This window comes from Cyanobium sp. L1E-Cus, from assembly GCF_024345755.1.
Lineage (GTDB): Bacteria > Cyanobacteriota > Cyanobacteriia > PCC-6307 > Cyanobiaceae > Cyanobium_A > Cyanobium_A usitatum.
This window is the reverse complement of sequence record NZ_JAGQBS010000017.1, coordinates 15,216-38,781: the sequence shown is the minus strand read 5'-3', so window position 1 is coordinate 38,781 and position 23,566 is coordinate 15,216. Positions and strand designations below refer to the sequence as shown.

At 60.6% G+C, this 23,566-nt stretch carries 28 protein-coding genes; 13 read left to right on the top strand and 15 right to left on the bottom strand.

From position 1 onward, the window contains the following. Positions 1 to 25 precede the first annotated feature (25 nt). Positions 26 to 2,110, bottom strand: a complete 2,085-nt coding sequence (locus KBZ22_RS12845) for a 4Fe-4S binding protein (RefSeq protein WP_255022254.1) — start codon at positions 2,108 to 2,110, stop codon at positions 26 to 28. Positions 2,111 to 2,394: 284 nt separating this feature from the next. Between KBZ22_RS12845 and KBZ22_RS12840 the strand changes: the two genes are divergently transcribed. The 6 genes from KBZ22_RS12840 to KBZ22_RS12815 all read left to right on the top strand — a co-directional run bounded on the left by KBZ22_RS12840 (position 2,395) and on the right by KBZ22_RS12815 (position 6,340). Then, entirely contained in the window at positions 2,395 to 2,679 is a 285-nt protein-coding gene (locus KBZ22_RS12840) for a 2Fe-2S iron-sulfur cluster-binding protein (protein ID WP_254942710.1), read from the top strand. Between the two features lie 18 nt (positions 2,680 to 2,697). Then, positions 2,698 to 4,620, top strand: a complete 1,923-nt coding sequence (locus KBZ22_RS12835) for an NAD-binding protein (RefSeq protein ID WP_255022253.1) — start codon at positions 2,698 to 2,700, stop codon at positions 4,618 to 4,620. Between the two features lie 149 nt (positions 4,621 to 4,769). Continuing rightward, a complete protein-coding gene (locus tag KBZ22_RS12830; RefSeq protein WP_255022252.1) occupies positions 4,770 to 5,198 on the top strand; it encodes a tellurite resistance TerB family protein in 429 nt (142 codons plus the stop codon). A gap of 362 nt (positions 5,199 to 5,560) precedes the next feature. Further along, a complete protein-coding gene (locus KBZ22_RS12825) occupies positions 5,561 to 5,812 on the top strand; it encodes a hypothetical protein (protein ID WP_254942714.1) in 252 nt (83 codons plus the stop codon). A 66-nt stretch (positions 5,813 to 5,878) separates the two neighbouring features. Then, positions 5,879 to 6,022: a chlorophyll a/b-binding protein gene (locus KBZ22_RS12820; RefSeq protein WP_106502518.1), complete on the top strand. Its 144-nt coding sequence runs from the start codon at positions 5,879 to 5,881 to the stop codon at positions 6,020 to 6,022. A gap of 81 nt (positions 6,023 to 6,103) precedes the next feature. Next, positions 6,104 to 6,340: a chlorophyll a/b-binding protein gene (locus tag KBZ22_RS12815; RefSeq protein WP_254961185.1), complete on the top strand. Its 237-nt coding sequence runs from the start codon at positions 6,104 to 6,106 to the stop codon at positions 6,338 to 6,340. Between the two features lie 56 nt (positions 6,341 to 6,396). Here KBZ22_RS12815 and KBZ22_RS12810 read toward each other — a convergent pair whose 3' ends face one another. Beyond that, entirely contained in the window at positions 6,397 to 6,624 is a 228-nt protein-coding gene (locus tag KBZ22_RS12810; RefSeq protein WP_254961186.1) for a hypothetical protein, read from the bottom strand. A gap of 39 nt (positions 6,625 to 6,663) precedes the next feature. Then, positions 6,664 to 7,068: a YccF domain-containing protein gene (locus tag KBZ22_RS12805; RefSeq protein WP_255022273.1), complete on the bottom strand. Its 405-nt coding sequence runs from the start codon at positions 7,066 to 7,068 to the stop codon at positions 6,664 to 6,666. A 214-nt stretch (positions 7,069 to 7,282) separates the two neighbouring features. Between KBZ22_RS12805 and KBZ22_RS12800 the strand changes: the two genes are divergently transcribed. Continuing rightward, positions 7,283 to 8,905, top strand: a complete 1,623-nt coding sequence (locus tag KBZ22_RS12800) for an FAD-dependent oxidoreductase (RefSeq protein ID WP_255022251.1) — start codon at positions 7,283 to 7,285, stop codon at positions 8,903 to 8,905. A 150-nt stretch (positions 8,906 to 9,055) separates the two neighbouring features. On the opposite strand, the gene KBZ22_RS12795 is transcribed toward KBZ22_RS12800, so the two are convergent. Beyond that, positions 9,056 to 9,418, bottom strand: coding sequence for a MerR family transcriptional regulator (locus KBZ22_RS12795; RefSeq protein ID WP_255022250.1), 363 nt, complete (start codon positions 9,416 to 9,418; stop codon positions 9,056 to 9,058). A gap of 204 nt (positions 9,419 to 9,622) precedes the next feature. On the opposite strand from KBZ22_RS12795, the gene KBZ22_RS12790 reads away from it, so the two are divergent. Continuing rightward, the gene (locus tag KBZ22_RS12790) at positions 9,623 to 9,865 is read left to right on the top strand and encodes a DUF3721 domain-containing protein (protein WP_315858619.1); all 243 of its coding nucleotides are present in this window, start codon (positions 9,623 to 9,625) and stop codon (positions 9,863 to 9,865) included. 42 nt (positions 9,866 to 9,907) lie between these two features. Then, a complete protein-coding gene (locus KBZ22_RS12785; RefSeq protein ID WP_254997556.1) occupies positions 9,908 to 10,300 on the top strand; it encodes a hypothetical protein in 393 nt (130 codons plus the stop codon). Positions 10,301 to 10,704: 404 nt separating this feature from the next. On the opposite strand, the gene KBZ22_RS12780 is transcribed toward KBZ22_RS12785, so the two are convergent. Beyond that, positions 10,705 to 12,351: an iron uptake porin gene (locus KBZ22_RS12780; protein ID WP_396112107.1), complete on the bottom strand. Its 1,647-nt coding sequence runs from the start codon at positions 12,349 to 12,351 to the stop codon at positions 10,705 to 10,707. 315 nt (positions 12,352 to 12,666) lie between these two features. Here KBZ22_RS12780 and KBZ22_RS12775 point away from each other — a divergent pair, with 315 nt between their 5' ends. The 3 genes from KBZ22_RS12775 to KBZ22_RS12765 all read left to right on the top strand — a co-directional run bounded on the left by KBZ22_RS12775 (position 12,667) and on the right by KBZ22_RS12765 (position 14,971). Beyond that, positions 12,667 to 12,903: a FitA-like ribbon-helix-helix domain-containing protein gene (locus KBZ22_RS12775; RefSeq protein ID WP_254961191.1), complete on the top strand. Its 237-nt coding sequence runs from the start codon at positions 12,667 to 12,669 to the stop codon at positions 12,901 to 12,903. After that, positions 12,890 to 13,315, top strand: a complete 426-nt coding sequence (locus KBZ22_RS12770; protein ID WP_255022249.1) for a type II toxin-antitoxin system VapC family toxin — start codon at positions 12,890 to 12,892, stop codon at positions 13,313 to 13,315. Before KBZ22_RS12775 ends, KBZ22_RS12770 begins: the two co-directional genes overlap by 14 nt. 333 nt (positions 13,316 to 13,648) lie before the next feature. Beyond that, positions 13,649 to 14,971, top strand: a complete 1,323-nt coding sequence (locus KBZ22_RS12765) for a hemolysin family protein (protein ID WP_255022248.1) — start codon at positions 13,649 to 13,651, stop codon at positions 14,969 to 14,971. A 5-nt stretch (positions 14,972 to 14,976) separates the two neighbouring features. On the opposite strand, the gene KBZ22_RS12760 is transcribed toward KBZ22_RS12765, so the two are convergent. The 4 genes from KBZ22_RS12760 to KBZ22_RS12745 form a co-directional block, all read right to left on the bottom strand. Continuing rightward, positions 14,977 to 15,357 (bottom strand): LexA family transcriptional regulator, encoded by a 381-nt coding sequence (locus KBZ22_RS12760; protein WP_255022247.1) that lies wholly within the window; start codon positions 15,355 to 15,357, stop codon positions 14,977 to 14,979. Between the two features lie 92 nt (positions 15,358 to 15,449). Then, positions 15,450 to 15,812 carry an AbrB family transcriptional regulator gene (locus tag KBZ22_RS12755; RefSeq protein WP_106502579.1) on the bottom strand — a complete coding sequence of 121 codons (363 nt, stop codon included), beginning with the start codon at positions 15,810 to 15,812 and terminating at the stop codon, positions 15,450 to 15,452. Positions 15,813 to 15,949: 137 nt separating this feature from the next. Continuing rightward, the gene (locus KBZ22_RS12750; protein ID WP_255022271.1) at positions 15,950 to 16,045 is read right to left on the bottom strand and encodes an excalibur calcium-binding domain-containing protein; all 96 of its coding nucleotides are present in this window, start codon (positions 16,043 to 16,045) and stop codon (positions 15,950 to 15,952) included. Between the two features lie 12 nt (positions 16,046 to 16,057). Continuing rightward, positions 16,058 to 16,579 (bottom strand): thermonuclease family protein, encoded by a 522-nt coding sequence (locus tag KBZ22_RS12745; protein WP_255022246.1) that lies wholly within the window; start codon positions 16,577 to 16,579, stop codon positions 16,058 to 16,060. Between the two features lie 40 nt (positions 16,580 to 16,619). Between KBZ22_RS12745 and KBZ22_RS12740 the strand changes: the two genes are divergently transcribed. Then, entirely contained in the window at positions 16,620 to 16,760 is a 141-nt protein-coding gene (locus KBZ22_RS12740; protein ID WP_254942867.1) for a hypothetical protein, read from the top strand. Between the two features lie 105 nt (positions 16,761 to 16,865). Here the strand turns inward: KBZ22_RS12740 and KBZ22_RS12735 are convergent, their stop codons facing one another. From KBZ22_RS12735 to KBZ22_RS12710, 6 genes are all read right to left on the bottom strand, one after another. Further along, on the bottom strand, positions 16,866 to 17,774 hold the full coding sequence (locus tag KBZ22_RS12735) for a cation diffusion facilitator family transporter (RefSeq protein ID WP_255022245.1): 909 nt from the start codon (positions 17,772 to 17,774) through the stop codon (positions 16,866 to 16,868). Between the two features lie 186 nt (positions 17,775 to 17,960). Next, a complete protein-coding gene (locus KBZ22_RS12730) occupies positions 17,961 to 18,665 on the bottom strand; it encodes a pirin family protein (RefSeq protein WP_255022244.1) in 705 nt (234 codons plus the stop codon). Then, positions 18,662 to 19,189, bottom strand: a complete 528-nt coding sequence (locus KBZ22_RS12725; protein WP_255022243.1) for an NADPH-dependent FMN reductase — start codon at positions 19,187 to 19,189, stop codon at positions 18,662 to 18,664. Before KBZ22_RS12725 ends, KBZ22_RS12730 begins: the two co-directional genes overlap by 4 nt. A gap of 190 nt (positions 19,190 to 19,379) precedes the next feature. Beyond that, on the bottom strand, positions 19,380 to 19,784 hold the full coding sequence (locus KBZ22_RS12720; RefSeq protein WP_255022242.1) for a PPC domain-containing DNA-binding protein: 405 nt from the start codon (positions 19,782 to 19,784) through the stop codon (positions 19,380 to 19,382). Between the two features lie 184 nt (positions 19,785 to 19,968). Then, positions 19,969 to 21,504 (bottom strand): NAD(P)/FAD-dependent oxidoreductase, encoded by a 1,536-nt coding sequence (locus KBZ22_RS12715; RefSeq protein WP_255022241.1) that lies wholly within the window; start codon positions 21,502 to 21,504, stop codon positions 19,969 to 19,971. Positions 21,505 to 21,960: 456 nt separating this feature from the next. Then, positions 21,961 to 23,340 (bottom strand): autotransporter outer membrane beta-barrel domain-containing protein, encoded by a 1,380-nt coding sequence (locus KBZ22_RS12710; protein WP_255022240.1) that lies wholly within the window; start codon positions 23,338 to 23,340, stop codon positions 21,961 to 21,963. Positions 23,341 to 23,566 lie beyond the last annotated feature (226 nt).

Sequence of the window (23,566 nt, the reverse complement as noted above, 5' to 3'; positions counted from 1 at the left end):
CTTTCTCCCAAGGGGAGGAGTTGCGTTAGGCCATGCCCGTGAGCCAACGTCCCCCCAGGGCAAGGGCGATGGCAAGGGTTGATCCCAGCCCCAGCAAGCGGGGACTTGTGAGCAGCAGCCGCCGCAGGATCACCAAACTCCAAATCAGACCCACCGCAATTACCGCGCTCTGGCAGAAGGCCACCACATGCTGATCGGCACTCCAGCTTGGCCAGAGGGCAGCCGCGGCTCCTTGCCAGGGGAAGGCACTCACCGGCAGCAGCTGGCCGGCCTCGACCATTCCCAAGGGCAAATAGCGAGACAACAACAAGGCCCACACCAGCGGCAAGAGCCCATAGAGCAAGGGTTTCGGCCACCAGCCGGCCACCAAAACAGGCAGCAGCAGCGCAATCAAACCCACCCCAAACCTGGGCAGCAGGGGACCTGCTTGTAGGGATTCAGGGGCCCATGGCAACCAAGCCAGCCAGCCCTGCCAGTGATGCAAAGTCACACCGCCCAGCAGCACCAAGAGCAAGAGCCGTTCGCCAAAGGGCACAGCCATGCCCTTTTGCAGGTCGGCCGCGGGCGGGCGCAGGCGCAATTTCACAGACCGGTGCGGACAGGCTTGAACGCAGGTGAGGCAAAGCACGCAATTGCGATTGTCTTCCAGGTGGGCTGGATGGGTCCCCAGGGGGCAGCCTCCCGTGGCCAGGCCTTCACCTTCCGCTGGTCCGCCTTTGAAGCAGGCATAACTGCTGCAACTGCCGCTGCAGGTGCCCGCCTCGGCCCGCAGCTCCAGCACCGATAACTTTGCCATCAGGCCATTCATGCCCCCCACTGGGCACAAATAGCGACACCAGAAGCGCTTCTCAAACAACAGCGAGCCCACCACCGCCCCGCCCGTAATCACGAGCAGCAGACAGCTGCTCAACCAGGCCGTGTCTTCAAGATTGGCCAGCTCCTCCCACAGCAAGATGGCGCCAAAGCCAGCGGCCAACACCGGTGCGGCCCAGCGGTTGGTGTCGCCCCGGGGCCAACGGCGCGGCTGCCAGCCCAGCAAACGGGCGAACTTCTGGCTGATTTCGCCCCACACCATGAACGGGCAAAAGGAGCACCACAGCCGCCCCACCAGCGGGAAGGTGACAAGAATCACAGGCCACCACCAGGCCCAAAACAGATTCAAGGCACCGTTGTGGGCCCGATCCTGGGGGCCAAGCCACAGGGCCCCATTCACCAGCACAAACAGCCAGCTCACCAAGCCAAACAACAGGCCATTCCAGAGCAAAGGGGCTCTCATCCACTCCCTCAGCCGAGGCTTCCAGCGCCAGATGTCGAAGCGCAGGCTGGTGGGCCGGCTTAGTAGCCAAAACACATCTTCCGGCAAGAGGTCGGGCAGCTCACCATGAACGGCTGACGCCTTGGCCTGAAGCAGTGCCCGGTTGATCACCACATCCAGTTCCCGCAGGTTGTTGGGGAAGTCGTGGCTTTGGAGACGCTTCACCACGTTGGCGGGCACCTGGGGTGGCTTGGGCCAGCCCAATTGGCGGGCACGGCGCCGCAGGGAGTAACGGATCCAATCGCCCAAGTCTTGGCGGCGCACCCGTAGGGGAGGCACCCGGATTTGGTCGCAGAGACCTTCCAGTTCCGGCACACTGGATTCGGCGGTGAATAGCAACCGGCCTTTAAATGGTTCGCTGCAGCCAGGCCATTGGGCCGTTCGCGCCAGCTCGATCAGTAGGGCTCGCAGCTCGGGAGGGGCGGCATCGAAGCGATCCAGCAGCACGCACCCCTGACCGAGGCACTCCAGCAACGGCGGCCCTTGGCTTGGGGATCCGTGAAACAAGTCGCCGCCATCGACGCGCAGCAGGCTGGTGTCAACGCGAATCAATACATGGCGCCGGTCGCCCGAGCCGAAATGAACAAGCGCAGCCAGGTTGTCCTTCTCCAGCCCAGGCTCGCCACTGATCAGCACAGGCCGCCGCGCAGGATCTTGAGCCGCCTTGGCCAAAGCGGCCCGGAGCTTGACGGCGTAGCGACTCCCCCCAACCACCCCACGCCGGGTGGATCCCACCAGGTAGGGAGCCAGGCGTCGCAAGGCCGGTGCGTCTAGCTCCTGGGTTGGGGAAGTCATGGAGAAGGTGGGCTTGGCGTCGGGTGCCAGGAATGTCCGGTTGCTCTTGGGGCAGCCAGTTCCGCTTCAGCAATACCACCAGCGGCGGCTGATAGCTGAATGACCTGGTGAGAAAACACAACTAACGGTCCCCGGTGGTCCTAAGAAAAGTGATCGCCAGGGCCTGCCGGCGGAGTGCCGCAAAAGAAGCCGTTTCGCTCTGATCCAGAGTCCATGTGTCCTGCCTTACAGAACCTTTTTGGGGTTTCGCCTTGGATTGGTTTAGTCAATCAACCATCGGACCCATGGCTGACACTTACACCATCACAACTGAAGACGGCAAGTCTTTTACCTGTGCTTCTGACACCTACATCCTCGATGCTGCTGAGGAGCAGGGCATTGATCTCCCTTACTCCTGTAGGGCTGGTGCTTGTAGCACCTGTGCAGGCAAGATTGTGAGCGGCGGTGTCGACCAATCTGATCAAAGCTTCCTCGACGATGATCAAATCGCCTCGGGTTTTGCCCTGCTTTGCGTGAGCTACCCCACGAGCGACTGCACCATCACCACCGGTGTGGAGGATGATCTCTGAAGCTGGTGGCCCCGGACGTTGAGTGCCCATCCCGCCGATCCCCCCCTTAGCTCTCCCCCCGTCCTGGTCTGTGGTCTTGGCTCCTTGGGGCAGGCCTGTCTTCAGCGCCTCCTGGCCTTTGATCTGCCCCTCCACGGCGTCGATCTACGGCAGCCCAGCTGGAGAGATCCCGAGCTGGAGTCCCGTCTGGCGGCAACGCTCACCCGTGGAGACATGCGCCTGGCCCACGTGTTGCGCCAAGCCGGTGCCGAGCGAGCCAGTGCCGTTCTGCTTCTGAGTTCCGACAGCACGATCAACTTTGAGGCTGCCCTCCAGGTACGGCTCCTTAATCCCACCGCAGAAATCGTGGTGCGCTCCACCAACCGTCGCGCCGATCTCGGCGCCCTGCTGGAGCAGCGCCTGCCCGGGGTAGCGGTGGTCGATCCCATCCTTCTCTGTGCTGATGCGATCAGCACCGCCCTAAGACCTGCATCGATGCGGGCGAGAGTGGAGGTGGATGGCCAGATCATTCAGGTAGTGGAGGGTCCTGGTGAGGTCCTTCGCCAACAGAAGCAGGTCCGGCTTCCCGGGTCATCCTCCGGATCCCCGCCGGTATGGTTAACAGCCCGTTCACCGCTCATCAACCAGGGCCCGCTGGCCCCTGGCCAAAACCGCCGCCATCGGGTCCAGGCCTGGCTGCGGAGCAAAATTCAAAAGCTGCGCGTCTGGCTGCGGGCGCGGACACGGCTCCAGCGGTGGGGCTTCGCTCTGCTGATGCTATTGGTGTTGGTCGGCGTGCAGACCTTCTCACAAGTGGGGGGATGGAAGCAGGGGGTGTTTGTCACCCTCGGCTTGCTCAAAGGGGAGTACGTCGACCCGGTGAACCTCCTCCTCTCCGACATCACCGGAATAGAGGAGGTCAGCGGTTGGCTGATCGTTGGCACCCTCCTCTATTCCCTGGTTGGCACGCTGCTGATCTCGGCCTTGGTGGCCGTGATCCTGGAACGTTTGCTGCGGGAGCGCCTGGGTGTGGAACGGATCCGGCTGCCCCGGCGGGGCCCGGCGCCGGTGCTGTTAGTGGAGGGATCGGCGCTGGCCCAGCGCATCGCCCAGCGTCTGCGGCGTCACCAGCAGCTGGTGGTGAGGGTCGAGCCGGGGGGTAGCGATGGCTCCCAGGACAAGGGAATCGTTCAATTCGGACAACTAGAGGAGGCGCTCCAGGCGCTTGAGGGTCGTCCTGTTGCCGCCGTTGGCCTGCTCTCCACCGATCTGCTAGCCAATCTTGAAGCCGCCATGGCGCTGCAAAAACGCTGGCCCGAGGCTGGTGTCGCGGTGCTGGCCCATGACTTTGGGGCCGCCGAACCCCTGGGGGACCTGCTGGGAGGGCTGGCGGTGATTTCCACCGTCGACCTCGTCGCCGATGCGGTGGTGGCGGCCGCCTTTGGGGAGAGGGTGGAGGGAGTCTTGCAACTGCAGGGCACCCACCTACTGATCGTGCGCTACCGCCTTCAGGAGCAGAACAATCTTTGCGGTCTTAATATCTCCAGGCTGGAGAATGGCTATGGCGTGACAGGCGTTTCTCTGCGCCGGTCCCGCTATCGCGAGCCCATTCTTTTGCCGCCGCCAGACCTGGTGCTGGCCGCCGGAGACCAGTTGGTGGTGCTGGCGACGGCGGCCAGCCTGCGTAGCATCGAATTGGATCGTCCAGTGCCCCCCCGCTATCGCCTGCAGATCCAATTTCAGGGGGCGCTCTCGCCAGAGCGTCGCTTTCAGGTGCAGCAAAGCTTGGCTCGCTGGATCGGTTGCCTCCCAGGGGAGGTGCTCCATCTCCTTGATGGAGAGAAGCATCTCACTCCTCCGGTGGATCGGGAAATCTGTGATCTGCTGGTGGAAGATCTCCGGCGGCAGGGTGTGGAATGCACCCTGATTCAAGACGGTGGCTTGGGCCTGACCAGCAGATGAGAATCCGAGTTGAGAATCCGATGGTGCGAAGACTACGACGGGCCCGCTGGCTAAACGGGAGCGTTCGCGTGGCCTGCGCTTGAACAAGCCTTAACGAGTCCCTTGCAGCCTGCCGGCATGCTGGAGAGGTGCGTTCACTGCCGCCCGCCATGACCCTCCCGATGACCACGCTTGAAGCCTTTGCCGCCATCCCCCTGGCGGCGGTGTGCTGCGACCAGACCTTCGGCAAGGACGAAGCCCGCGTGATCCGGGAGCAGCTGCTGGGACGTACGGCCTACCAGGAGATGGAGCCCTACGCCTTCGGGCTGTTGATCTCGGGTCTGCTCAAGCGCTTCCGGGAGGAGTCGTGGCAGGGGCTGATCGCCAGCGCGGCCCCGCTGCTCAGTCCGGAGCAGCAGGAGATGGCCTTCGCCCTGGCCTGCCAGCTGATCCACTGCGATCGGATCGTGGCTCCTCAGGAGCAAGAGTTCCTGGCGGCCCTGGCGCAGCAACTGCACTTCACCACAGACCGTGCCGAGCAGATCTTTGAGGTCTGCGATCTGCTGAACCGCGATTTCGTCAATAACCAGTCGACTTAAGCCCAGAATCCAACCGCCTCTCACTGTCAGCCGAAATCGAATACTGGACCAGCACCGAATTGAGTACAGCTTGGTGGTCGAAACAGAGAGGCGTCAACTTTCCTGGCAGAGGCAGCCTCAGCTCTACCAGTTGAGCCTATGCTGGGTAATTGGGATTTTTGCAAAGTGAATAAAGAAGAAATCTTGCATGACTACAAGCAAAAGCCTGGTGCGTTTATCCCTGAATTCGTTGCCTTGGATGATCTTGTGGACATTTATCTAAACAACCCTGGTTTCCATTCAAGCTTCGAGGACTTTATGGACGAATGGCAAGAAGAGGATAATGCTGTAGAATGTGAATTCTAAATCATAATCAATTTCATATGGATATCCCTCCTCAAGAACTTAATCCAAAGTGGTTTAAGAGTCACTTGCTTGATCGCTCGGTTGAGCTTCAAGAGCTTTATGAGTTGCCTCAAGGTGAGCTAGATCTAGTAATGGCAGAGGCTGCCGAGCTCAGGACTGATGTGGTCAATCGCGACCGCAACCATGGCAAGTGGTGCACCGCCGGCTATTTCCTGGAATTGGCGAAGATCATTAGTGAACGGCGATTCGCTCAGCTTGATCAGAAGTAAGGCTGCACGGCGCCGCCCCAACCCCTTCACATGCTGTTACAATTGCCGTAACAAACTGAAACACGCATGACTGAGCCCACTCCCCGCTTTGGCTTTGTCGCCTTCGCTGAAACCTGGAACGGCCGTCTGGCCATGCTCGGCTTCGTGATCGGCCTAGGCACCGAGCTACTCACCGGCCAGGGCATCCTTTCCCAGATCGGGCTCGGTTGATCAGTCCCCTTGTGCTGCAGCCAAATATCGCCGACTGACGCCAGCGCTTCCGTTTCGTTTCACACCACCCAGGAGATCCCCATGACCAACACTCCCGCCAACGACAAGCTGCTCGATACCAGCGCCGAACAGCTGACCCTGGTGGCGCAGCTCAAGCGAGCTGAACTGTTTAACGGCCGCGCCGCCATGCTCGGCATCGTGATCGGCATCGTGGTGGAAGGCCTCACCGGCTTTGGCATCGCCCACCAAATCGGCCTCGGCGCCCTTGTGGATGGCTACGCCGCCTGCCGCACCCAGTTCCTGCCCTTCTGCTTCTGAGCCCCTGCTCGGCTTGTACGCGATTGGCTTTCCGTAACTCGGGTGCTGGGCAGCGTCTAGGTTCCGGAGGGCGGCCTGCGAGCCGACTCGATCAGTAGGTTCTGGAGTAGCTCTTTGCTGCTGATCAGCAGGTGGGCCAGCCAGGTGCCCGTCAATCGGGGTTCGGCTACCCGATCGCCCCTGCAATGGCTGATGGCCTGCTCGATTTCGGCCAGCTCGCGAGCGATGTTGCGCACCATCGCTTCTGTGGTCTCGCGGGGGCTGGGCCGGAAAGGAATTTGCATCGGCTCCACTCTGCCCCCGGGCAGGTGCTGGGGTGGCATCTAGCGGCGCACCGGCACCACCTGCATGCCGACCGGGGCCAGTGCGATCAGCGCCAGCTTGATGTGCTGGATCCCGAAGGGAATGCCGATGATCGTCACGAAGCAGGCCACTGCAGAGGTGAGGTGGCCGATCGCCAGCCACCAGCCCGCCACCAGAAACCAGAGCACGTTGCCGATGAGCCCCAGCGGTCCGGTGCCGAAATCCATCCGTCCGGTGAGCTCACGCCTGCTCACGGCCTCATTTCCAAACGGCCAGAAGGAGTAGTTGCCGATCACAAAGCAGGCCCGGGCCCAGGGAAGGCCGACGATCGTGATCGCCGCCACAAGACCGGCCAGCCACCAGCCCAGGCCCATCACCACCCCGCCGAGCACGAACCAGAGAACGTTGAGCAGAAAGCGCAGCATCAGATCTTCCACGGTGCTCCCAGCCTGGCAAAAGGGAGTTGCGAGCGCAGCCCGGATGGGTCGCCCGCAACACCACAACCGTGATGGGTGATGTCCTCCTTCTTCTTTTCAACCCCTGCTTCCCAGCCCCCTGCAGCAGCAGTAAGACATCCGTTGTGCCTCTCCATCACTGTTTGAGTAACTTGCAAAAGCTGAGCCGACGTTCGTAGCAGCCATGCCTGACGGAAGACCAACCCATGTAGTCGTCATCGGCGCCGGATGGGCTGGTTGGGGCGCAGCCAAGGCACTCTGTGAAGCGGGTATTCGTGTCACCTTGGTTGATGGGATGTCCGATCCAACAGGCAGTTCACCAATCACAACCAAAAGCGGCAAACCTTTCGAGGCAGGCACCAGAGGTTTTTGGAAAGACTATCCCAATATCAATGCACTCACAGATGAACTCGGCGCTGGCGATATCTTCACTGACTTCACAACCAGTGCCTTCTGGTCGCCAGATGGGTTGGAAGCAACAGCGCCTGTCTTTGGAGAGACACCCCAATGGCCAAGTCCGCTTGGCCAGATGGCGGCAACAATAACTAACTTCACGCGACTACCTATTCAAGACAGGCTCAGTATCGCAGGGCTTCTTTATGCGATGCTGGACCTTTATCGCAGCGATAAGATATTCCAGCAGTACGACGATCTCGATGCGCAATCACTCTTTGTCAAGCTTGGCATCAGCGATCGGCTCATCAATGAGTTCTTGCGCCCCACCTTGCTGGTTGGCTTGTTCAAGCCGCCCGAAGAGCTTTCGGCCGCGGTCACCATGGAGCTCCTTTACTACTACGCCCTGGCCCACCAAGACTCATTTGATGTCTGTTGGATCAAGTCGAAAAGCATCGCCGAACATTTGTTTGCACCTCTGAGTAGAAGGCTGATCTCCCGCCATCATCTGCAGGTCCTTGGTGGAACGTTGGTGAGACGGGTGAATGTGTCGTCTGACTCGCAGCGCGTCAGCTCGGTTGAGATTCAGAACGTGGCAACAAAAACAGTTCAGGTGATTGACGAAGTGGATGCTGTGGTCTTGGCGGTTGGTGCAAAAGGGCTCAAGTCTCTGATGGCTCAATCCCCAGAACTCAGCAAGGCAGCACCAGAGCTTGTTAGCGCTGCTTCGCTTGGCTCCATCGATGTCGTTTCAGCACGTCTATGGCTGGATCGTTATGTTCCAATCGCTTACCCAGCCAACGTGTTTTCCCGCTTCGAATCACTGAAGGGCTCAGGGGGCACTTTTTTCATGCTGGATCAGTTGCATAAGGATGCGCAACAGGCTCTCTGGGGTGATGGGCAGCCCCAAGGCTCGGTGGTCGCCAGCGACTTTTACAACGCATCGGCTGTAGCAGCGATGAGTGATCAAGAGATCATCGACCTGCTTACGCGTGATCTGCTTCCCATCGCGCATCCAGAATTCACCAATGCCAGGGTGGTTGATTCCGAGGTGCGGCGCTATCCAGGCTCGGTGTCGCTCTTTTCTCCGGGCAGTTTCAGAAAACGGCCACCTTTGGAAACCTCAGTGCAGTCGATCGTCTGCGCTGGCGACTGGGTGCGGATGGGCGACAAAGAACATGGAGCCAAGGGTCTGTGTCAGGAACGAGCCTATGTGTGCGGGCTGGAGGCAGGGAACTCCTTGATCAGACGCAAGATTGTCAACGGAGCTGATCACTTCCATCCCGTTCTCCCTATTCGGGCAGACGAGCCACAAGTCGTTCTAGGCCGTGCTCTCAACAAGCTCTTGATGGATCCAATCGAAGCCCTTGGTCTGAAATTGCCGTGGTTCAACTCCAAACGAGTGCTGGACTGATGGCCGACCTAAACGCACAAGGGATTCGGTGTTCGATTGTAAGTTAGAAACTCTATGGATCAAGAGCCACTCCCCGCAGGAAGGCATGTTGGCATCTGATTGGGATTACTACGGCGCTTCTGATGGCCGGGAGGAAATGGAGATAGCGGATCACTTCTTAGCAGCATCCTCGGATTTGGCGCCTCCGCAGTCTTGCCAGCTGGAGAGCAGGCGAGCCAGCTCAGATTTCATCATTTGCAGCTCTTGAATGCGCGAATCGATTGAGAGCAATTTACTTGCGATACTATCCTTTAGCACCGAACAATTGCATACACCTGCGCGGCGCACTTCAAGTATGCGGGCCAACTCGCCGATCGGCACGTCCATAGACCGCAAAGCCCGAATGATTTCCAATTCCGCAAGACTCTCGGGGCTGAATATACGATATCCACCCTCAGATCGGGCCGTATGCAGCAAGCCCTGATCGCAATAAAAGCGAATCGTTTTCACCGAAAAGCCGGAGATCTTGGCCATCTCGCCAATCCGAAGACCAGGAGCGTCTTGAGCTGCGGCAAGGGGCAGGGGATCCATTGGTCAACCCTCCATTCAGTGGATAGATACAACTCTACCCAGGGCCCGGAGAAAAAGCGCTCATCTCTCCATCAACCAGCACTTAGTGGAGATTAGTGTTAGGTTGGTGGTGAGTAAGTCTGCCCCCGCCTGTTGAATCCTGTGACAATGCGTTCCCTGAAGATTGCCGCGATGGGGATCGGAGCCATTGCGGCTCAATTCCTGCTGGCTGGAGCGTGCAACGCAAGTCAAAAGGGCGTACCGGCTCTTTACCCAACCAAGGCGGAAGCTGAAACCGCCGCCAAACTGCATTTCAATTGCACCGGAGCACACAGCATGGGTACCCAGTGGATGCCGTGCGCCAAACATGGTGAGTCCCAGCCTTCCAAGCCCAGTGGATCCCAGCACTGAATTCTATAAGTGAACTAATTCACTGCTCGCCATCTAATTGATATGTCCCAATGCGGCGACAAACCGAAACTGCTCGCCATAGGCGTAGCTCCCTTGGGCATCGTTTCGATCGGAATCGTGCCGATGGGGGTAGTGAGCATTGGTGTGGTGCCCATGGGGGTCATCAGCATCGGCATTGTGGGCATGGGTGTGCTTAATGCATGCGTTGTTGGCATGGGAGTGCTGGTGGCAGGCATGAATGCCATGGGCATTTGGACATTCAGCCCAAGCAACAGCCATCAACACCACAGCAGTCGACCAGTCCAAGAGAACTTGTTGGCCTACCCCAGCAAGGTGCTGGCTCTAGAAAAAGCCCAGGAGCTTGGTTGCAAAGGGGTTCATGCCATGGGATCACAATGGATGCCATGCGCCGAACATTCGCATCCAAAACACTGATGAATCAGCTTGTTGAAGTCCCTCTTCTTATCCACCACAAATCTCATCAACGAAACTCCATGCCCCCGATTCTTAGGCTCATTCTTATCGGCACCAGCTCACTCGCTGCCCTATCAATTTCACCCCTGGCGCCCAAAGCATCAATAGACAACTCCTATGGATTAATTGGCTTAAATGCCCCTACTTCTGAGTTGCTAGCCTGCGGCGGCGGAGGTTCAGGCTCCTATCGCAAACCCCCGAAGCCCGGCCATGCGAAACCTGGGGATTCGGCACATCAGAGGGGGACCCAGTCAACCAGCACCGACACTAAGCCAGTCCAAACAAATATGGATTCAAGCCAAACCTGAATTCAGCAATAGAGCAAGGGCCCCGGCAGGTAACTGCCGGGGCTTTTAATTTTAAAACTAGAATTTAAATGTCGTCTTGACCAGAGCCCCAAGTGAGCTGAAGCCTTGCCCAACTGGCGTTCTTTGTCCCATCGGCCGGCTAAGATAAAATAGGGCAGGTGTAATGCTGATCTTATCAGTGACTTGGAACTTATACCAACCTTCCAAGGCATAATTACCATCTTCTGGGTTTACACCGCCAGTCAGTGATGTGGCAAAAACAGCCTGTCCGACTGCAAAGCCAAAGTCATTGCCTTTGGCGAACACATCAGACCACTGCAATCCCACCATCCAGGATTGGCTGACGCTGGGCCTACCAGTTGTTTGTACTCCATAGTTTGTGGTGTTGATCCCCCAGCCCAGACTCACGGAAGGTATCCAGCCACTTTCGAGTGGCTGCCAAAAGGCACTTAAGCCGAAGGCATTGGTTTCAGCACCAACTGCTTCCCCGTGGTCGATGGAGCTATGAACAGTTGGAGTGGTGCCTGGTACAAACTGGGTGAGTGGTTGCACATAGGACCATATCGCAGCCAGTCCCCATTGCTCTTGTTGATAACCGACTTGCACACTAGCGGTGCCACCAGACTCAGACGTGAAGAGCCCATTTGTTGAATCCGAGCCAAGGGCTGAAACATAGTTTGCACTTACGCTCAAGCCATTGTTTTGCCACCACAGGCCAGCTCCGGCGCCAAGATTCTTGCTATAGGCAGCTGGAGCACCATTAACGGTAAAGAGGTTTAAAATGGTGTCAGCAGGGTAGACGCTGGGCCAAAGTGCCAGCATGTCTTCCTGCCCCACACGGGCCCCCACCGTGGCTGTGAATTGTTTGCCAATGGGGAATTGGTAAAACAGCTTGTCGATGGCGACAATATTTGGGCCAGCATCCTCTTCAAAGGCAACCTCTAATTCGGCGGAATTGCCAAGGCCGTGGGGCTCTCCACCAAAGGCACTTCTGCCAAAATTGCCAGCACGAAGATTAGTACGAAGTAAGTCTTTTCCGGTGAAGCTTGTATCTAAAGTCAGCTGAAGATCGTAGTTAAACGTGACATTTTCGTAGACATCCTCGACCGGGGGTCTGCCACGTCGGTTCACCGAATTTGCCGCCGAATTGTATGCACTACCGTCGTATCCCACTCCCCCTACGACAAACGTCGCAAGCCCCGAAAGCTTGGTGGTAGTGGAGAACTGCTGGGCTTCCAATGTGCCCACCTTGGCCTCGAGGCCATCGACGCGGCCCTTGAGCACGGCGAGTTCCTTTTTAAACTCGTCCATCAGCCGTTGCAGCTCGTCGGTCACCTCGGTGACGCGATCGAGGCAGGCATTCAGTAGAGCAGCCGCTTCATAGCGGGTCATCGCCTGCCCGCCCTTGTAGGTGCCGTTGGGGTAGCCCGCCACACATCCGTATTTCTCCACTAAGTTGCTAAGTGCCTGGTAGGCCCAGTCGGTAGGCCTTACGTCGGAGAACTGGTTGACACTGGTGACCTGATTGCGAGAGCGCCAGGCCTTGAGCTCGTCGATTTCTTGCTGCTCCATGTAGTCGTTGATGGACTCACGACTATTCAGAGAGGCCAGCTCATTGGCCGATGCGGGTGCAAGGGCAGCAAAGGGCAGCAAGGGCGTAGCGGCCAGTAGCAATGGCGAGCAAGCGAAACGAAGTGAAGACATTTAATAGTAGAAATTGGGAGATTGAGGATTGAGCCAACACAAACAACGGCGTTGATTTAAAACCAAGATGCCGCCGCCAGAAAGCCCAAAATCAGCAAGATGCGTCGATTATGTCTCAACACTCCCTTGACCGTGACCTGCTGGAGAGTTGTGTCCTCATTTCCTGGCTCCACTCGGCTTGTGCGTTTCCTGTCTCTGCTGTGGTGGATTTATAGCCAGGCGGGTAATCCCTGATGCGTTGCTCCATCGCCTGCTGGCTATCCCGACCAAAGGCGACAATTGCGATAGCATTGCTATCAACGCTGTGATGGAGCCATGCCTGATCTATTGGTGCGCGGCGTCGATGACGACCTGGTCCAGGCGCTCAAGAAGCGGGCCGGGGCCCATGGCCGCAGCCAGGAAGCGGAACTGCGGGCGATCCTTGCAGCTGCTCTGCTGAGCCCACCGCGTCGCAACTTGGCGGAATTACTGGCTGCCATGCCGGATGTTGGGGTGGACGCCGATTTCCAGCGCCAGGACGATCAGGCGGCTGCTGCTGATGTTTTTGATTGACACCAACGTGATTAGCGAAGCCCGCAAGGGCCTCCGCGCTGATGAGGGTGTGCGGGACTTCTGGGCAACTGCTGCCCGAGACAACACCCCGCTGTTTCTAGCCGCCATCACGATCGGTGAGCTGCGCCGCGGAGTGGAGTTCATTCGCCACCGGGGGGATCAACCGCAAGCTCAACTGCTGGAGCAGTGGCTAGCTGAGGTGTTGCAGCCCTACGGCGATCGGGTGCTGGACCTTGATGGCGATGCGGCCCAGATCTGGGGGCGACTGCGGGTGCCCAATCCTCACAACTCCATCGACAAACAGATCGCTGCCATCGCCCTGCTGCACGACCTAACCGTGGTGACGCGCAACGTCGATGACTTTGCTGGCTGCGGGGTGCGGCTGCTCAATCCTTTTCAGCCGGCGCCGTGATGCACCCCCCTCGGCATGAGAGTTTCACTTCTCTCATTTATCCAGCTGCGTCAGCGCTGCACCGCCCAGTAACCCCAGCAAAAGGTTGTGGGTGGAATCAAACCCGCCCGGCACCCCCCTCGGCCTTAGCTCAACGGCCTGATCTGCATGATCGTCGCGCGCAGCTCGAACCGATTGTGGCTGGGCCGGAGGGGAATTTGTATCGGCTCCACGCTGCCCCCGGCAGGGCCACAGCCGCTGGGCCTCAAGGCCTGGCTTGCGGTGGTGTTGCATCGCTGGCATCCAAGCTGGAAACGGTCTTAATTTGGGGAACCTTCCGGACCGATCCCCTTCTTGGCGCAGGACATCCTGATCATCCTGCTGTTGATCGTGGCCAACGGTCTGTTCTCCGGCGCTGAAATCGCAATCATTTCGGCACGTCGTTATCGGCTGGAACAACTCTCCGAGAAGGGAGACCGCTCAGCCCGGGTGGCGCTGAGACTGGCCGAGTCGCCGAATCAGTTCCTGTCCACGGTTCAGATCGGCATCACCCTGATCGGTATCCTCACCGGTGCGGTCGGTGGTGCCACCGTTACTCGCCAGCTCGATTCCCTGCTGGAACGCCTGCCTGTGCTGGCGCCTTACAGCGAAGGGCTGAGCTTTGCTCTGGTGGTGGCCGTGATCACCTACCTATCGGTCGTAATCGGGGAGCTGGTGCCCAAGCGCCTGGCTCTGGCCAGTCCCGAGCGTCTGGCCTGCGCCGTGGCACCCAGCATGCGCTGGCTGTCGCGGGTTAGCGGTCCGGTTGTTCATCTGCTCAGCAATTCGACCGAAGCTTTGATGAAGCTGCTGGGGGTTTCCATCACCAGCGAACCTGACATCACCGAGGACGAGATCAAGGCGATAATTCGTCAGGGTGCTGATTCGGGCGTGTTCGAAGAGGTCGAGCACGACATGGTTCAGCGCGTGCTGCGCCTTGGTGATCGCACCATCAAGACGTTGATGACCCCTCGCACTGACATCTGCTGGCTGAATGTCGAGGAGTCGCTGGAAACGAGCCTGCAGGAAATCCTCGAGAGCACCCATTCCCGTTTCCCGGTGGCCAGGGGCACCCTCGATGAATGCTTGGGGGTGGTGCGGGTCCGCAACCTGTTGTCAGCAAAGATCACCGGCCAGTCGATCAACCTCGAAGAACTGATGCAGCCGCCACTGTTCATGGCCGAAAGCACCCGGGCTCTATCGGTCCTCGAGCAATTCAAGCGCACTGGTATTCACATCGCCCTGGTCACCGATGAGTTCGGCGGGATCGAGGGTCTTGTCACTCTCAATGACCTAATGGAGGGCATCGTTGGCGACCTGCCCTCGGTTGAAGATAAAGACGGACCCATGGTGGTGACCCGCGAAGACGGATCGTTGCTTGTCGACGGCGGCCTGGATCTCGACGCTTTTGCTGAGCTGATCGACCAGGACATATTCCGCATTGATCAGAAGGGCCGTTATCACACCCTGGCCGGGTTTGTGATGCATGTGCTCGAGCGCATCCCCCGCGAAGCCGACCATTTCGAGTGGCAGGGCTACCGCTTCGAGGTGGTGGATATGGATGGCAAGCGGGTCGACAAGCTGCTGGTCTCGCCCATCAACCGGGATACCGGCAGGGTGATTTCCCCTTCTGCATAGGCTGTTCACTCCAGGTGATGCACCGCATGCACCACCACGCCAAATAGCCCTGAGCGATCAAAGACCTCCAGGTCCAAAGGAATTGCTGCCTCTCCTGGCCGCACCGGCTCAAGCAACCACTGCTCCCCCTGGCGCAGCAGCGGCCGCAGCAGGAAGCTGCCCTGGTGGGCAACGACAACGACATGGCCGGAGCAGGGTTCCACACTGCGGTCGATCACCATCAGGTCGCCGTCCTTGATTCCGTGCTGGCGCATGCCATTCCCGCTGACCCGCATGTAGAAGGTGCAGACCGGGTTGGGAATAAGGGCGGCCTGGAGATCTAAGCCCTCACCCAAAGAACCCAGGCAGAAGGGCACAGGCTCGCCAATGGGCAGGTCGGCCAGCATCAAGACCTCAGCAGCAGTACAGCTGTTCTACTCCTGGTGAGGTGAGCTGGCCCGCGGCAGCGCCATCCGCATCGAGGCAGAGGAGGCGCTGCTCACTCCTCTTCTGTGCTGCCCAAGGGGATGAGCTTGATCTGCTTACGACCCAGCTTGATCTCGAATTCATCGCCTGGCTTGAGGTCGAGCAGGGCGGTGTAGGCCTTGCCCACCATGAGATTGCCGTTGAACTGGATCTTGGTCACGAAGCTGAGGCTGCGGCCACCCTTGCCACGGCCGGCGGTATCGGCACCAAGGTTTACCCCCTTAGCGCTGAGTAGGGCCTCATAGAAGGCGGTGAAGTTGAGGCGCTCGCCGCCGTCTTTCTTGGTGCTCACATAGCCGCACTCACGCACGAGATCTGACTTGGAGACATCGCCCAGCTCCTTGACCTTGGCGAGCAGTTCTGAACCGGTAATCATTTGGTACTTGCGTGGTACCCAGAACATAACAAACCCACATGCTGTGTCAATTCACTAAATCAACAGCCAAGCCTTTGCTTCTACTGGTTTCACTGGCAACCTATAGCGCAGCTTCGCGGTATTGCAAAAGGTGATTGTCAGCGCAGGGATTCGCAGGCTTCTCCATCGCCATTGCCATCGAGATAGCTGTGCCCCTGGCGCCGCCGCTCCTGGGCTTTGGCATAGGAGCTGATCTCGCTGCAGCGCTAGCGGCGTCCGCGGCGGAAGTCCCAGGGCCGGGTGATGCCGCCCTCCACCTGCCAGACCCCATATCGGCGCCGGCTGGCACGGTATTCGGCGTCCAGATACTCCTGGGCATTACACCCACTGAGGTACTGGCGGTAGGCGAAGGCTTGGCCGTCTTCCACCATCGCCAGGTTGATGTTGATCTCTGAGATCACCTCCGCCACCGAGCGGCCATAGTGATCGGTGGTTTTGACCTCGAGCCTGATCTCCCGGCCGACAGGAAGCCGCTGCTGCAGGTAGCTGCGGGCCTGCTGGCCATACGTGCCTTGTGCCGTTTCCGGTGCGTCAATGCAGGCCAGCCTCACTGTCAGGGCTTTGCCGGCCTGGCGGACGCGGATGGTGTCGCCATCGCCAAAGGAGAGCACCATGGCCGTAACGCCCTGACCAGCAACACCAGCCGGCCAGGCAAGAGCCGTCAACGCCGCCACAACCAGCAAAACCTTGCTTGCCATCGCTGGAGTTTGCACGGGCAGCATTTCCATGGGGCCTATGCATGGCCGCTGCGCCAAGAGCCGCTGAGCCATGGGTTTCCGCTTTCGTTGTTCTCCACGCCTGGGCCCGCTGCGCTTCAACTACCGCTTCGCGGGCCTGCAGCCCCCGGCTGGAATCGAGGCCATGCCCTGCTTCCTGATCGCTCTCAGCGGTCTGTTCTTCTGCTTCTGAACTTCCAGTCTCAGCTCACCAGGCCAGCGGCACAAGCAAAGCCCTAAAGCAATTCAGCAGGCCCAAAAGAGAGGGTTGGTTCTTCAGAGCATTGCTTGCAGTGCCTTAGCCCTGCTCCCAGCGGAAGCCTTGATCTTCCCAGGCTTTCGGATCCTCGATCGGCTCGAGGTGAGTGAACACATGCGTGCGGGTCAAGGTGGCCGCCACCTTGTGCTCCAACTGATCGCAGAGGTCGTGGCCTGCCTGCACGCTCCAGTGACCAGGCACGAGCACGTGGAACGACACGAAGCGACGGGAACCAGCCACGCGGGTGCGCAGCGCATGGAATTGGATATCGTCTGTTGCACAGCTGGCCAGCAGATCTTCGAGAACCTGTTGCTCGGGATCGGACAGGGAGCGATCCAGGAGGCCGGAGGCGGTTTCGTGAAACAGCTTCCAGCCAGTGACGACGATGTTCAGCGCCACGGCGATCGCAATCAGGGGGTCGAGAATCGTCAGGCCGGTGAGCTTCACCAGGCCGATGCCCAGAACCACACCGAGGGAGGTCCAGACGTCGGTGAGCAGATGGTGGGCATCGGCTCGCAGGGTGATCGAATCAAAGCGCCGCGAGGCTTTCAGCAGCACCCAGGCCACCAGACCATTCAGCGCGGTTGCCAGCAGGGAAATGACCAGGCCGATGCCCAGCTGCTCCAGCGGTTGGGGTTGCTGCAGGCGGCCAATGGCGGTATGCATGATGGCGAGGGCTGCCACCACGATCAGCACACTTTCCAGGCCGCTGGAGAAGTATTCGGCCTTGAAGTGGCCGTAGGGGTGGCTGCGATCGGCAGGTTTGGCCGCGAGGGTGAGCGCCCAGATCGCGCCAAGGGCTGCGACCAGGTTCACGCCCGACTCCATGGCATCGGAGAGCAGGCCCACCGACCCGGTCAGGCGCCAGGCCAGCGTTTTCAGCACGATCGTCGCGACCGCTGCTGCCGTCGACAGCAGCATGTAGGCGCGAGGCGAGGCGAAGACCATGGGCGCGGGAAGTGCTCTCTCAGCTAAGCCAGTGTTGGTGATGGCGGACCAGACTGCTTGTTGTGGCGGCGACGGAAGGCGGTTTCCGATTGGATCAGCCTTTGGCCTACTCGAGCGCTAATAGGCCAAGGCAATAAGGAAGGCCACCTCCGGCGCCCAGCCCTCATGAAGCTCCCCAGATGACGTTCAACACAATTCAAAGAGCAGCAGGTCTGCTCCACCTGACCCTGCAGTGAAGGCCTCCAGCTTGCCGGCGTCGTAGCCCAGACCATCACCCTGCTGCAGGGGATGGCCATTGGCCTCCCCGGCCCCATCAATCAGCTGGATCCAGCCCTGGCGGCCTGTGCCAAGGGCCAGGCTGAGCGTCTCGCCTGCACCGGGCTGAGCCCGCCAGAGGCGCACCGGCCGGTGGATCGCCATGGCGCCATCGGCCTGCTCGGGATCCAGCAGGGGAGCCCAGCCGGGACCGATGGCGAAGGGTTTCTGCTCGTAGGCCGGGGCGATGCCGGTGCCACTGGGCACGATCCAGATCTGCAGCAGCCGGCATGGCTTATCGCCCTGGTTGATCTCGCTGTGCATCACACCGGTGCCTGCGCTCATGCGCTGCACCTCGCCGGCGCGCAGCACCTCGGCGTGGCCCATCGAGTCGCAATGGTTGAGCTGGCCCTCCACCATCACGGTCACGATCTCCATGTCGCGGTGGGGGTGCATGCCGAAGCCTCTGCCGGCAGCGATCGTGTCGTCGTTGATCACCCGCAAGGGGCCATAGCCCATCCAGGCTGGGTCGTAATGACTGGAAAAGGAAAAGCTGTGCCAGCTGTCGAGCCAGTCGAGCTGGCTGTGGAAACGCTCGGATGCCGGGCGAAATACCAGGCCTGAAGAGGTGGTCATGGTTGGGAAATATGGATTTGGTGCAGGCGCGTGATCAGCTCAGCGATGGAGTCGTCCTTGGCCGGATTGTCGCTGTTGCTGGACAGCTGGCGGCCCACCACATGGGCACCGAGATGGTCCAGCTGCAGCCTCATAGCAGTGAGCACGCCATAGCCGCCGCCGCCGGAGTGGGTGGCGATCACCACTGGGCGGCAGTTGAATAGGGCCCGGAAGTCGCTGCCCCGCACCGACAGCCAGGCGATGGCGCTGGTTAGCACCGGCGGGATCGAGCCGTTGTATTCCGGCGAACAGATCACCCAACGCGGAGCGGCAGCCAGCTGGGCCTCCAACGCTGCCAACCCTGGCGGTGTGCCTACGGCCTGCGCTCGAGGGGTGAACAGTGGCAGGTTGATGGTGGTGAGATCGAGCACGGCAGCGCTTTGGCCCTGCTGGCGTGCGGCCGCTGCGAAGCGCTCAGCCAGCTGCAGGTTATGGCCGTTGCTAGCGGCGATCACCAGCACATCTGTGGAGGTTGAGGTACTCATGGCTGGGGCTCCAGGGTGGAGTAATTGGTATAGCCAGCGTGGCCGGTGCTGAAGAAGCTGGCGAAATCCTGGGCAATGAGGGGCGCCAGCACCGTATCGATTGTCGAACTGCTGCTTAACGACTGGACAGGCAGTATCAGCTCTGGCGTTGCCTGGCTGGTGTTTCTGCTAATGGAGCTACGGCTGCCCCTTAGCCCGCAGCCCTAGGACTTATCCGCAGCTCGGCATAGCCGGTGGCAGGATCTAGCTCCCGCCAGAAATGCCACTCCGGCAGCAGGCCAACCACCAACTCGGCGGTGGTGCGCACCAGGGAGCCGGTGCAGAGGTGGCCGCCGATCACGGCGCCCCTGCTGTCGGCCACAGCAATGTGCAGATGGGCGCCATCGGGCGAAAGGGTGCCGGCCAGGCTGAGTATCTCCAGCTCACCGTGGATGGTCGTGTCCTCAGCAGCCCCCGCAAAGCGCAGCTGGGCGACCGAGAGGCTGCCCACGGCGCTAATCACGCAGCCCGCCTGCTCCTGCTGCTCGCCCATCCAGGTTTCCAGCGTCTGCCGGAGGTCGTCTCCCGGCGCAAGCCGCAGCGGCACCACCTTCATGGGGTTGGCCCCTCCACAAGCCCCTGGAACATCACCAAGGCATCCACATAGCCGGCATAGGCCACATGGGCGCCGAGGCGCAGGGAGTCGGGCTTGAGGTAAAAAGTGCCCACCACAGCCCCCGCCCCATCCCCATAGCCAAAACAAATTAATTGACCAGAACTAAGCAGTAAGCAGTAAATATTCAGCTCACCAGCTCCAACTCCTCCAGCAATCGCCGTTGGGCCGCAGCGGGCACAAAGCGGTGGGCCGCCATGGCGCCGCTCACGGCTACGGGCGGTACGCCAATTCCGGGGAATACACCCGCACCGCAGAGCGCCAAGCCTTTGATCGGGGTGCCGCCGCCGGGGAAGGCTCCACGGTTGGCGGGCCAGGCGGGGCCATAGCTGCCCTGGTGCACCCGCAGGAAGTCGCGATGGCTGAGGGGGGTTCCCTGCAGCTCGAGCACCACCCGCTCGCGCCAATCGGGCACCAGTTGATCGAAAACGCCATGGAACACACCGCAACGCTCGCGGCGCAGCTCCTCATAGGCGGGGGTGCCCCGCTCCAGATCCTTCCAGAGCTCCCAGGGTTCGTTGGCTGGCGTGTAGCCGTGCAGCACCTGGTGGCCCGGCGGTGCCAGGGAGGGATCCAGCCGCGACGGCATCGACAGCACCACCATGTTGCGCTCAGCCCTGATGCCCCGCTGCCAATCTCCCACCCACACATGGTGGATGGGCAGCTCGGCCAGGCCTTCATCTTTGAAAGCCAGGTGCCAGTGCAGAAAACTGGGACAAGCCGGCGCAGCCAGAAGCTTCTGGCGCCAACGCTCCGGTGCACTGCCCTTACCCAGCAGGGCGGCCGTATCCCATGGGCTGGCATTACTAATAACTCCGTGGCGGGCGTTCAGCCGTTCGCCGCTGACTAGGCGCACCCCCGTGGCCCGCCCCGCCGACAGTTGGATTTCAGCCACCGACGCGCCCGTGCGCAGCTCGCCCCCATGGCGGCGGATCCCCCGCACCAATGCGTCCACCACGGCGGGGCTGCCACCTAACGGGTAATCCAACCCCGCATCGGGCTCAAACCACTCGCCAAACAGGGTGGCCATGGCGGCTGCACTGGTCTGATCGGGCTCCAGGCCGGAGATCAGAAAACACAGCATCTCCACCCAATGGAGCAGAAAGGGATCGCGCAGATGGCGGCGGGCAATAGGCCCAAAAGCCCCGCCCAGCGCTGCCAGCTGGCCCGCCTGGCCGATCAGCCCCAAACCCTGGCTGCCAAGAGTGGTGAGCAGGCCAGCGCCGGGGCGCAGGGCCAACAGCGGCAGCGATCCGGCGGCGCGGCACAACGGGGCCATGGTCACCAGAAAGTCCTGCCATTCAGCGGCAACCGCTGGCCCCCGCAGGCTGCGGAGCACCTCCAGAAATGGATCCAAGCCCACGCCAACCCGAAGATTGCCCTCGGGTAACAGCAGTCCCCACTCCGAGTAGCGCGCCACCGGCACGCTCTCACCCACGGCCCGCAGCACCTGGGCCAAGGGGTTGGCACTAGGCCAGCGGCCCAGCCCGCTCCAAAGCGACGGACCAGACTCGAAGTGGAAGGGTCCCCGTCGAAAACCATGGGCGGCGCCGCCGGGCTGGCTGTGGGCCTCCAGCACCTGCACCTCCAGCCCGTGGCGCGAGGCGATGGCGGCGGCACAAAGGCCCCCCAGGCCACTGCCGATCACGATTAGATCCGGCATCGCCCCTCTCGCTTTCGGCAGCAAAGCAATCGACCCTAGGAAAGGGAGATAGGCCCCTGCTCCAACAGTCTTTACCTATCCGTGAGCGGGTCGTTCAGTCGGGCAAGAAAGCCGCATTCCCCAATGCCGCTCACCTCGTGCGCCTGACTGATCGACACTCCAGCCGCACCGCCACAGGTGCCCTTAGGAGGACCATCCGCCCCACATCTGGAATGCATGGCCCTAGGCGCCAGCTCCCCTGAGGTATTCCTCAGGGGTTTTGTTTTGTAAGTACTGATTGCGGACTAAAGCGCACTCAGTAGTAGGGGCTGAATCAGTCCCCACATGGGCCAGAAACAGCAGTAGCTCGCTCTGGGGCACGGCAGCTAAGCAATACCTGCAACATAGACTTGTCTGATGAATATCAGCCCAGCGTGCTTCCTTCATGTGAAGTTGAAGGACTGGTGAGAGATTGCCTCACCACAGGCCTCGGATCGGCTGGGGAGCGGGGGCCGGCACCACCACTGGAGCAGGGGCGGGCTCGGGCTCGGGCTGAGGGGCAGGGGCCGGAACGGCCGCCACGGCCCGGCTGGCGCCACCCCATCGGAATTTGATGCCACCACCCACGTCCCAGGCGGTGCCACCGGAATACAACCCGGCGCCGCCCCGCACATAGAAGGTGGTGTTGTCGCTGAGGGTGTAGGCCAGTTGCCCCTGCAGGCCAAGGCCGCTGCTCTGCACCAGGGAGCCGGTGGCCTGGGTGGCCTGGGTGCCGCTGCCGCTGCTGACCACCGTGGCGGGCTCTCCGCCTAGGAAGCCAGCGCCCAGCCAGCTCACCCGCAAGGACGGTGTGATCAGGTTCTTGCCTTGCTGCATCGGCGCCCGCCAGGTGACACCGATGTCGGCGGTGCCCACGGTGCTGCTGCTGGAGGGCAGCAAAAAGCTCTGGTTGGTGGTGCTATCGGTGATTCTCACCTGGCCGAAGGACAGGCTGGAGGTAGTGAGTAGGGCGCTGGGTTCGAGCAACTGGGTGTCGGACAGACGGATGCGTCCACCAAAATTCAGTGCCGTGTTGAAAGCACTGCCACTGACGGAAGGGGAGCTGGTGCGGACCCCGGCGGCATTACTGCTGCTGATGGCAAAGGGTTGTTGGCTGCTCAACCCATCGCCACCGATCGCACCACTGATGAACCAGTCCCGACGGGACCACTGGGCAAACAGACCGCCGCCGCCCCAGGTGAGATCGGAGGATTGGCCGCTGAAGCTGGTGCCGTTGCTGAACAGGGAGCCGCCATCGGCCGAGCCTTGACCAAAGCGTCCGAAGACGCCGGCAACGAGATCACGGCTGAAGGCGTAATCGAGTCGGAGGCCCAGCTGGGCCCCATCGAAGGAGGAGGTGCCCACCGATCCGCCCGAGCGGACCACGGGACCGCCGAAGCCATCCCCGAACACCCGCAGCCGCCAGCCGGTGCGCTCTGCGTAGTAAGCACCTGGTTCGCTACTGAAGCGGAAGGCGGGATCGGATGTGGTTTCCGGGCCCGCCACCGTGTATTGGTTTACATCGATCCCATGATCCACATTCGGATCGAAGGGCACCTTCTGGGGAAGGATCTCCAGCAGATCCCGACCGAACACTTGCCAGCTGCGGCCGAGTCCCAGGGGCTGCAGGCGGGCGTCGGGGCGATAGACGTTGACCGAGAGCGGCGGTGCCGCGGGAGCCGGCGGCGGAAAGCAGAACTCCGCCTCGGTGCCATCCGGGCAGATCGCGGCCCTGGCCGGTGCAAGCGGCAGGGAGAGGGCCAGCAGCGGAGCGGCGGCGAACCCCAGCAAGATGGTGTTACGGAATGAAGTCGCCATGCCTGTAAGAGGGTGGGTTGAGTTGGGTTGAGTGCTTCCGCCGGATCTTGCGCAGCCGGCCTGGTGCTCTCAACGACATCTGCCGATGCCGGAATTGCAAACGCAAAGTAGATCATGACCAGCTCCATGAGGAGCAGGTCAGCGAGTCAACGCCAAAGGAGAACCAGGACTGGGCAACAAGAAGAAAAAACAGAGATCCAACCAACCGAATCGCTGTCCAAATTGC

Excerpts from the sequence above, each read along its gene's own strand:
- KBZ22_RS12725 (WP_255022243.1), bottom strand. The coding sequence starts at position 19,189 with ATGAGTACCTCAACCTCCACAGATGTGCTGGTGATCGCCGCTAGCAAC.
- KBZ22_RS12795 (WP_255022250.1), bottom strand. The coding sequence starts at position 9,418 with ATGGCCAAGATCTCCGGCTTTTCGGTGAAAACGATTCGCTTTTATTGC.
- KBZ22_RS12710 (WP_255022240.1), bottom strand. The coding sequence starts at position 23,340 with ATGGCGACTTCATTCCGTAACACCATCTTGCTGGGGTTCGCCGCCGCT.
- KBZ22_RS12800 (WP_255022251.1), top strand. The coding sequence starts at position 7,283 with ATGCCTGACGGAAGACCAACCCATGTAGTCGTCATCGGCGCCGGATGG.
- KBZ22_RS12830 (WP_255022252.1), top strand. The coding sequence starts at position 4,770 with ATGACCCTCCCGATGACCACGCTTGAAGCCTTTGCCGCCATCCCCCTG.
- KBZ22_RS12815 (WP_254961185.1), top strand. The coding sequence starts at position 6,104 with ATGACCAACACTCCCGCCAACGACAAGCTGCTCGATACCAGCGCCGAA.
- KBZ22_RS12730 (WP_255022244.1), bottom strand. The coding sequence starts at position 18,665 with ATGACCACCTCTTCAGGCCTGGTATTTCGCCCGGCATCCGAGCGTTTC.
- KBZ22_RS12720 (WP_255022242.1), bottom strand. The coding sequence starts at position 19,784 with ATGAAGGTGGTGCCGCTGCGGCTTGCGCCGGGAGACGACCTCCGGCAG.
- KBZ22_RS12840 (WP_254942710.1), top strand. The coding sequence starts at position 2,395 with ATGGCTGACACTTACACCATCACAACTGAAGACGGCAAGTCTTTTACC.
- KBZ22_RS12755 (WP_106502579.1), bottom strand. The coding sequence starts at position 15,812 with ATGATTACCGGTTCAGAACTGCTCGCCAAGGTCAAGGAGCTGGGCGAT.
- KBZ22_RS12810 (WP_254961186.1), bottom strand. The coding sequence starts at position 6,624 with ATGCAAATTCCTTTCCGGCCCAGCCCCCGCGAGACCACAGAAGCGATG.
- KBZ22_RS12780 (WP_396112107.1), bottom strand. The coding sequence starts at position 12,351 with ATGTCTTCACTTCGTTTCGCTTGCTCGCCATTGCTACTGGCCGCTACG.
- KBZ22_RS12735 (WP_255022245.1), bottom strand. The coding sequence starts at position 17,774 with ATGGTCTTCGCCTCGCCTCGCGCCTACATGCTGCTGTCGACGGCAGCA.
- KBZ22_RS12790 (WP_315858619.1), top strand. The coding sequence starts at position 9,623 with ATGCGTTCCCTGAAGATTGCCGCGATGGGGATCGGAGCCATTGCGGCT.
- KBZ22_RS12805 (WP_255022273.1), bottom strand. The coding sequence starts at position 7,068 with ATGCTGCGCTTTCTGCTCAACGTTCTCTGGTTCGTGCTCGGCGGGGTG.
- KBZ22_RS12770 (WP_255022249.1), top strand. The coding sequence starts at position 12,890 with ATGTTTTTGATTGACACCAACGTGATTAGCGAAGCCCGCAAGGGCCTC.
- KBZ22_RS12845 (WP_255022254.1), bottom strand. The coding sequence starts at position 2,110 with ATGACTTCCCCAACCCAGGAGCTAGACGCACCGGCCTTGCGACGCCTG.
- KBZ22_RS12715 (WP_255022241.1), bottom strand. The coding sequence starts at position 21,504 with ATGCCGGATCTAATCGTGATCGGCAGTGGCCTGGGGGGCCTTTGTGCC.
- KBZ22_RS12740 (WP_254942867.1), top strand. The coding sequence starts at position 16,620 with ATGGGTTTCCGCTTTCGTTGTTCTCCACGCCTGGGCCCGCTGCGCTTC.
- KBZ22_RS12825 (WP_254942714.1), top strand. The coding sequence starts at position 5,561 with ATGGATATCCCTCCTCAAGAACTTAATCCAAAGTGGTTTAAGAGTCAC.
- KBZ22_RS12775 (WP_254961191.1), top strand. The coding sequence starts at position 12,667 with ATGCCTGATCTATTGGTGCGCGGCGTCGATGACGACCTGGTCCAGGCG.
- KBZ22_RS12785 (WP_254997556.1), top strand. The coding sequence starts at position 9,908 with ATGTCCCAATGCGGCGACAAACCGAAACTGCTCGCCATAGGCGTAGCT.
- KBZ22_RS12820 (WP_106502518.1), top strand. The coding sequence starts at position 5,879 with ATGACTGAGCCCACTCCCCGCTTTGGCTTTGTCGCCTTCGCTGAAACC.
- KBZ22_RS12745 (WP_255022246.1), bottom strand. The coding sequence starts at position 16,579 with ATGGAAATGCTGCCCGTGCAAACTCCAGCGATGGCAAGCAAGGTTTTG.
- KBZ22_RS12760 (WP_255022247.1), bottom strand. The coding sequence starts at position 15,357 with ATGCTGGCCGACCTGCCCATTGGCGAGCCTGTGCCCTTCTGCCTGGGT.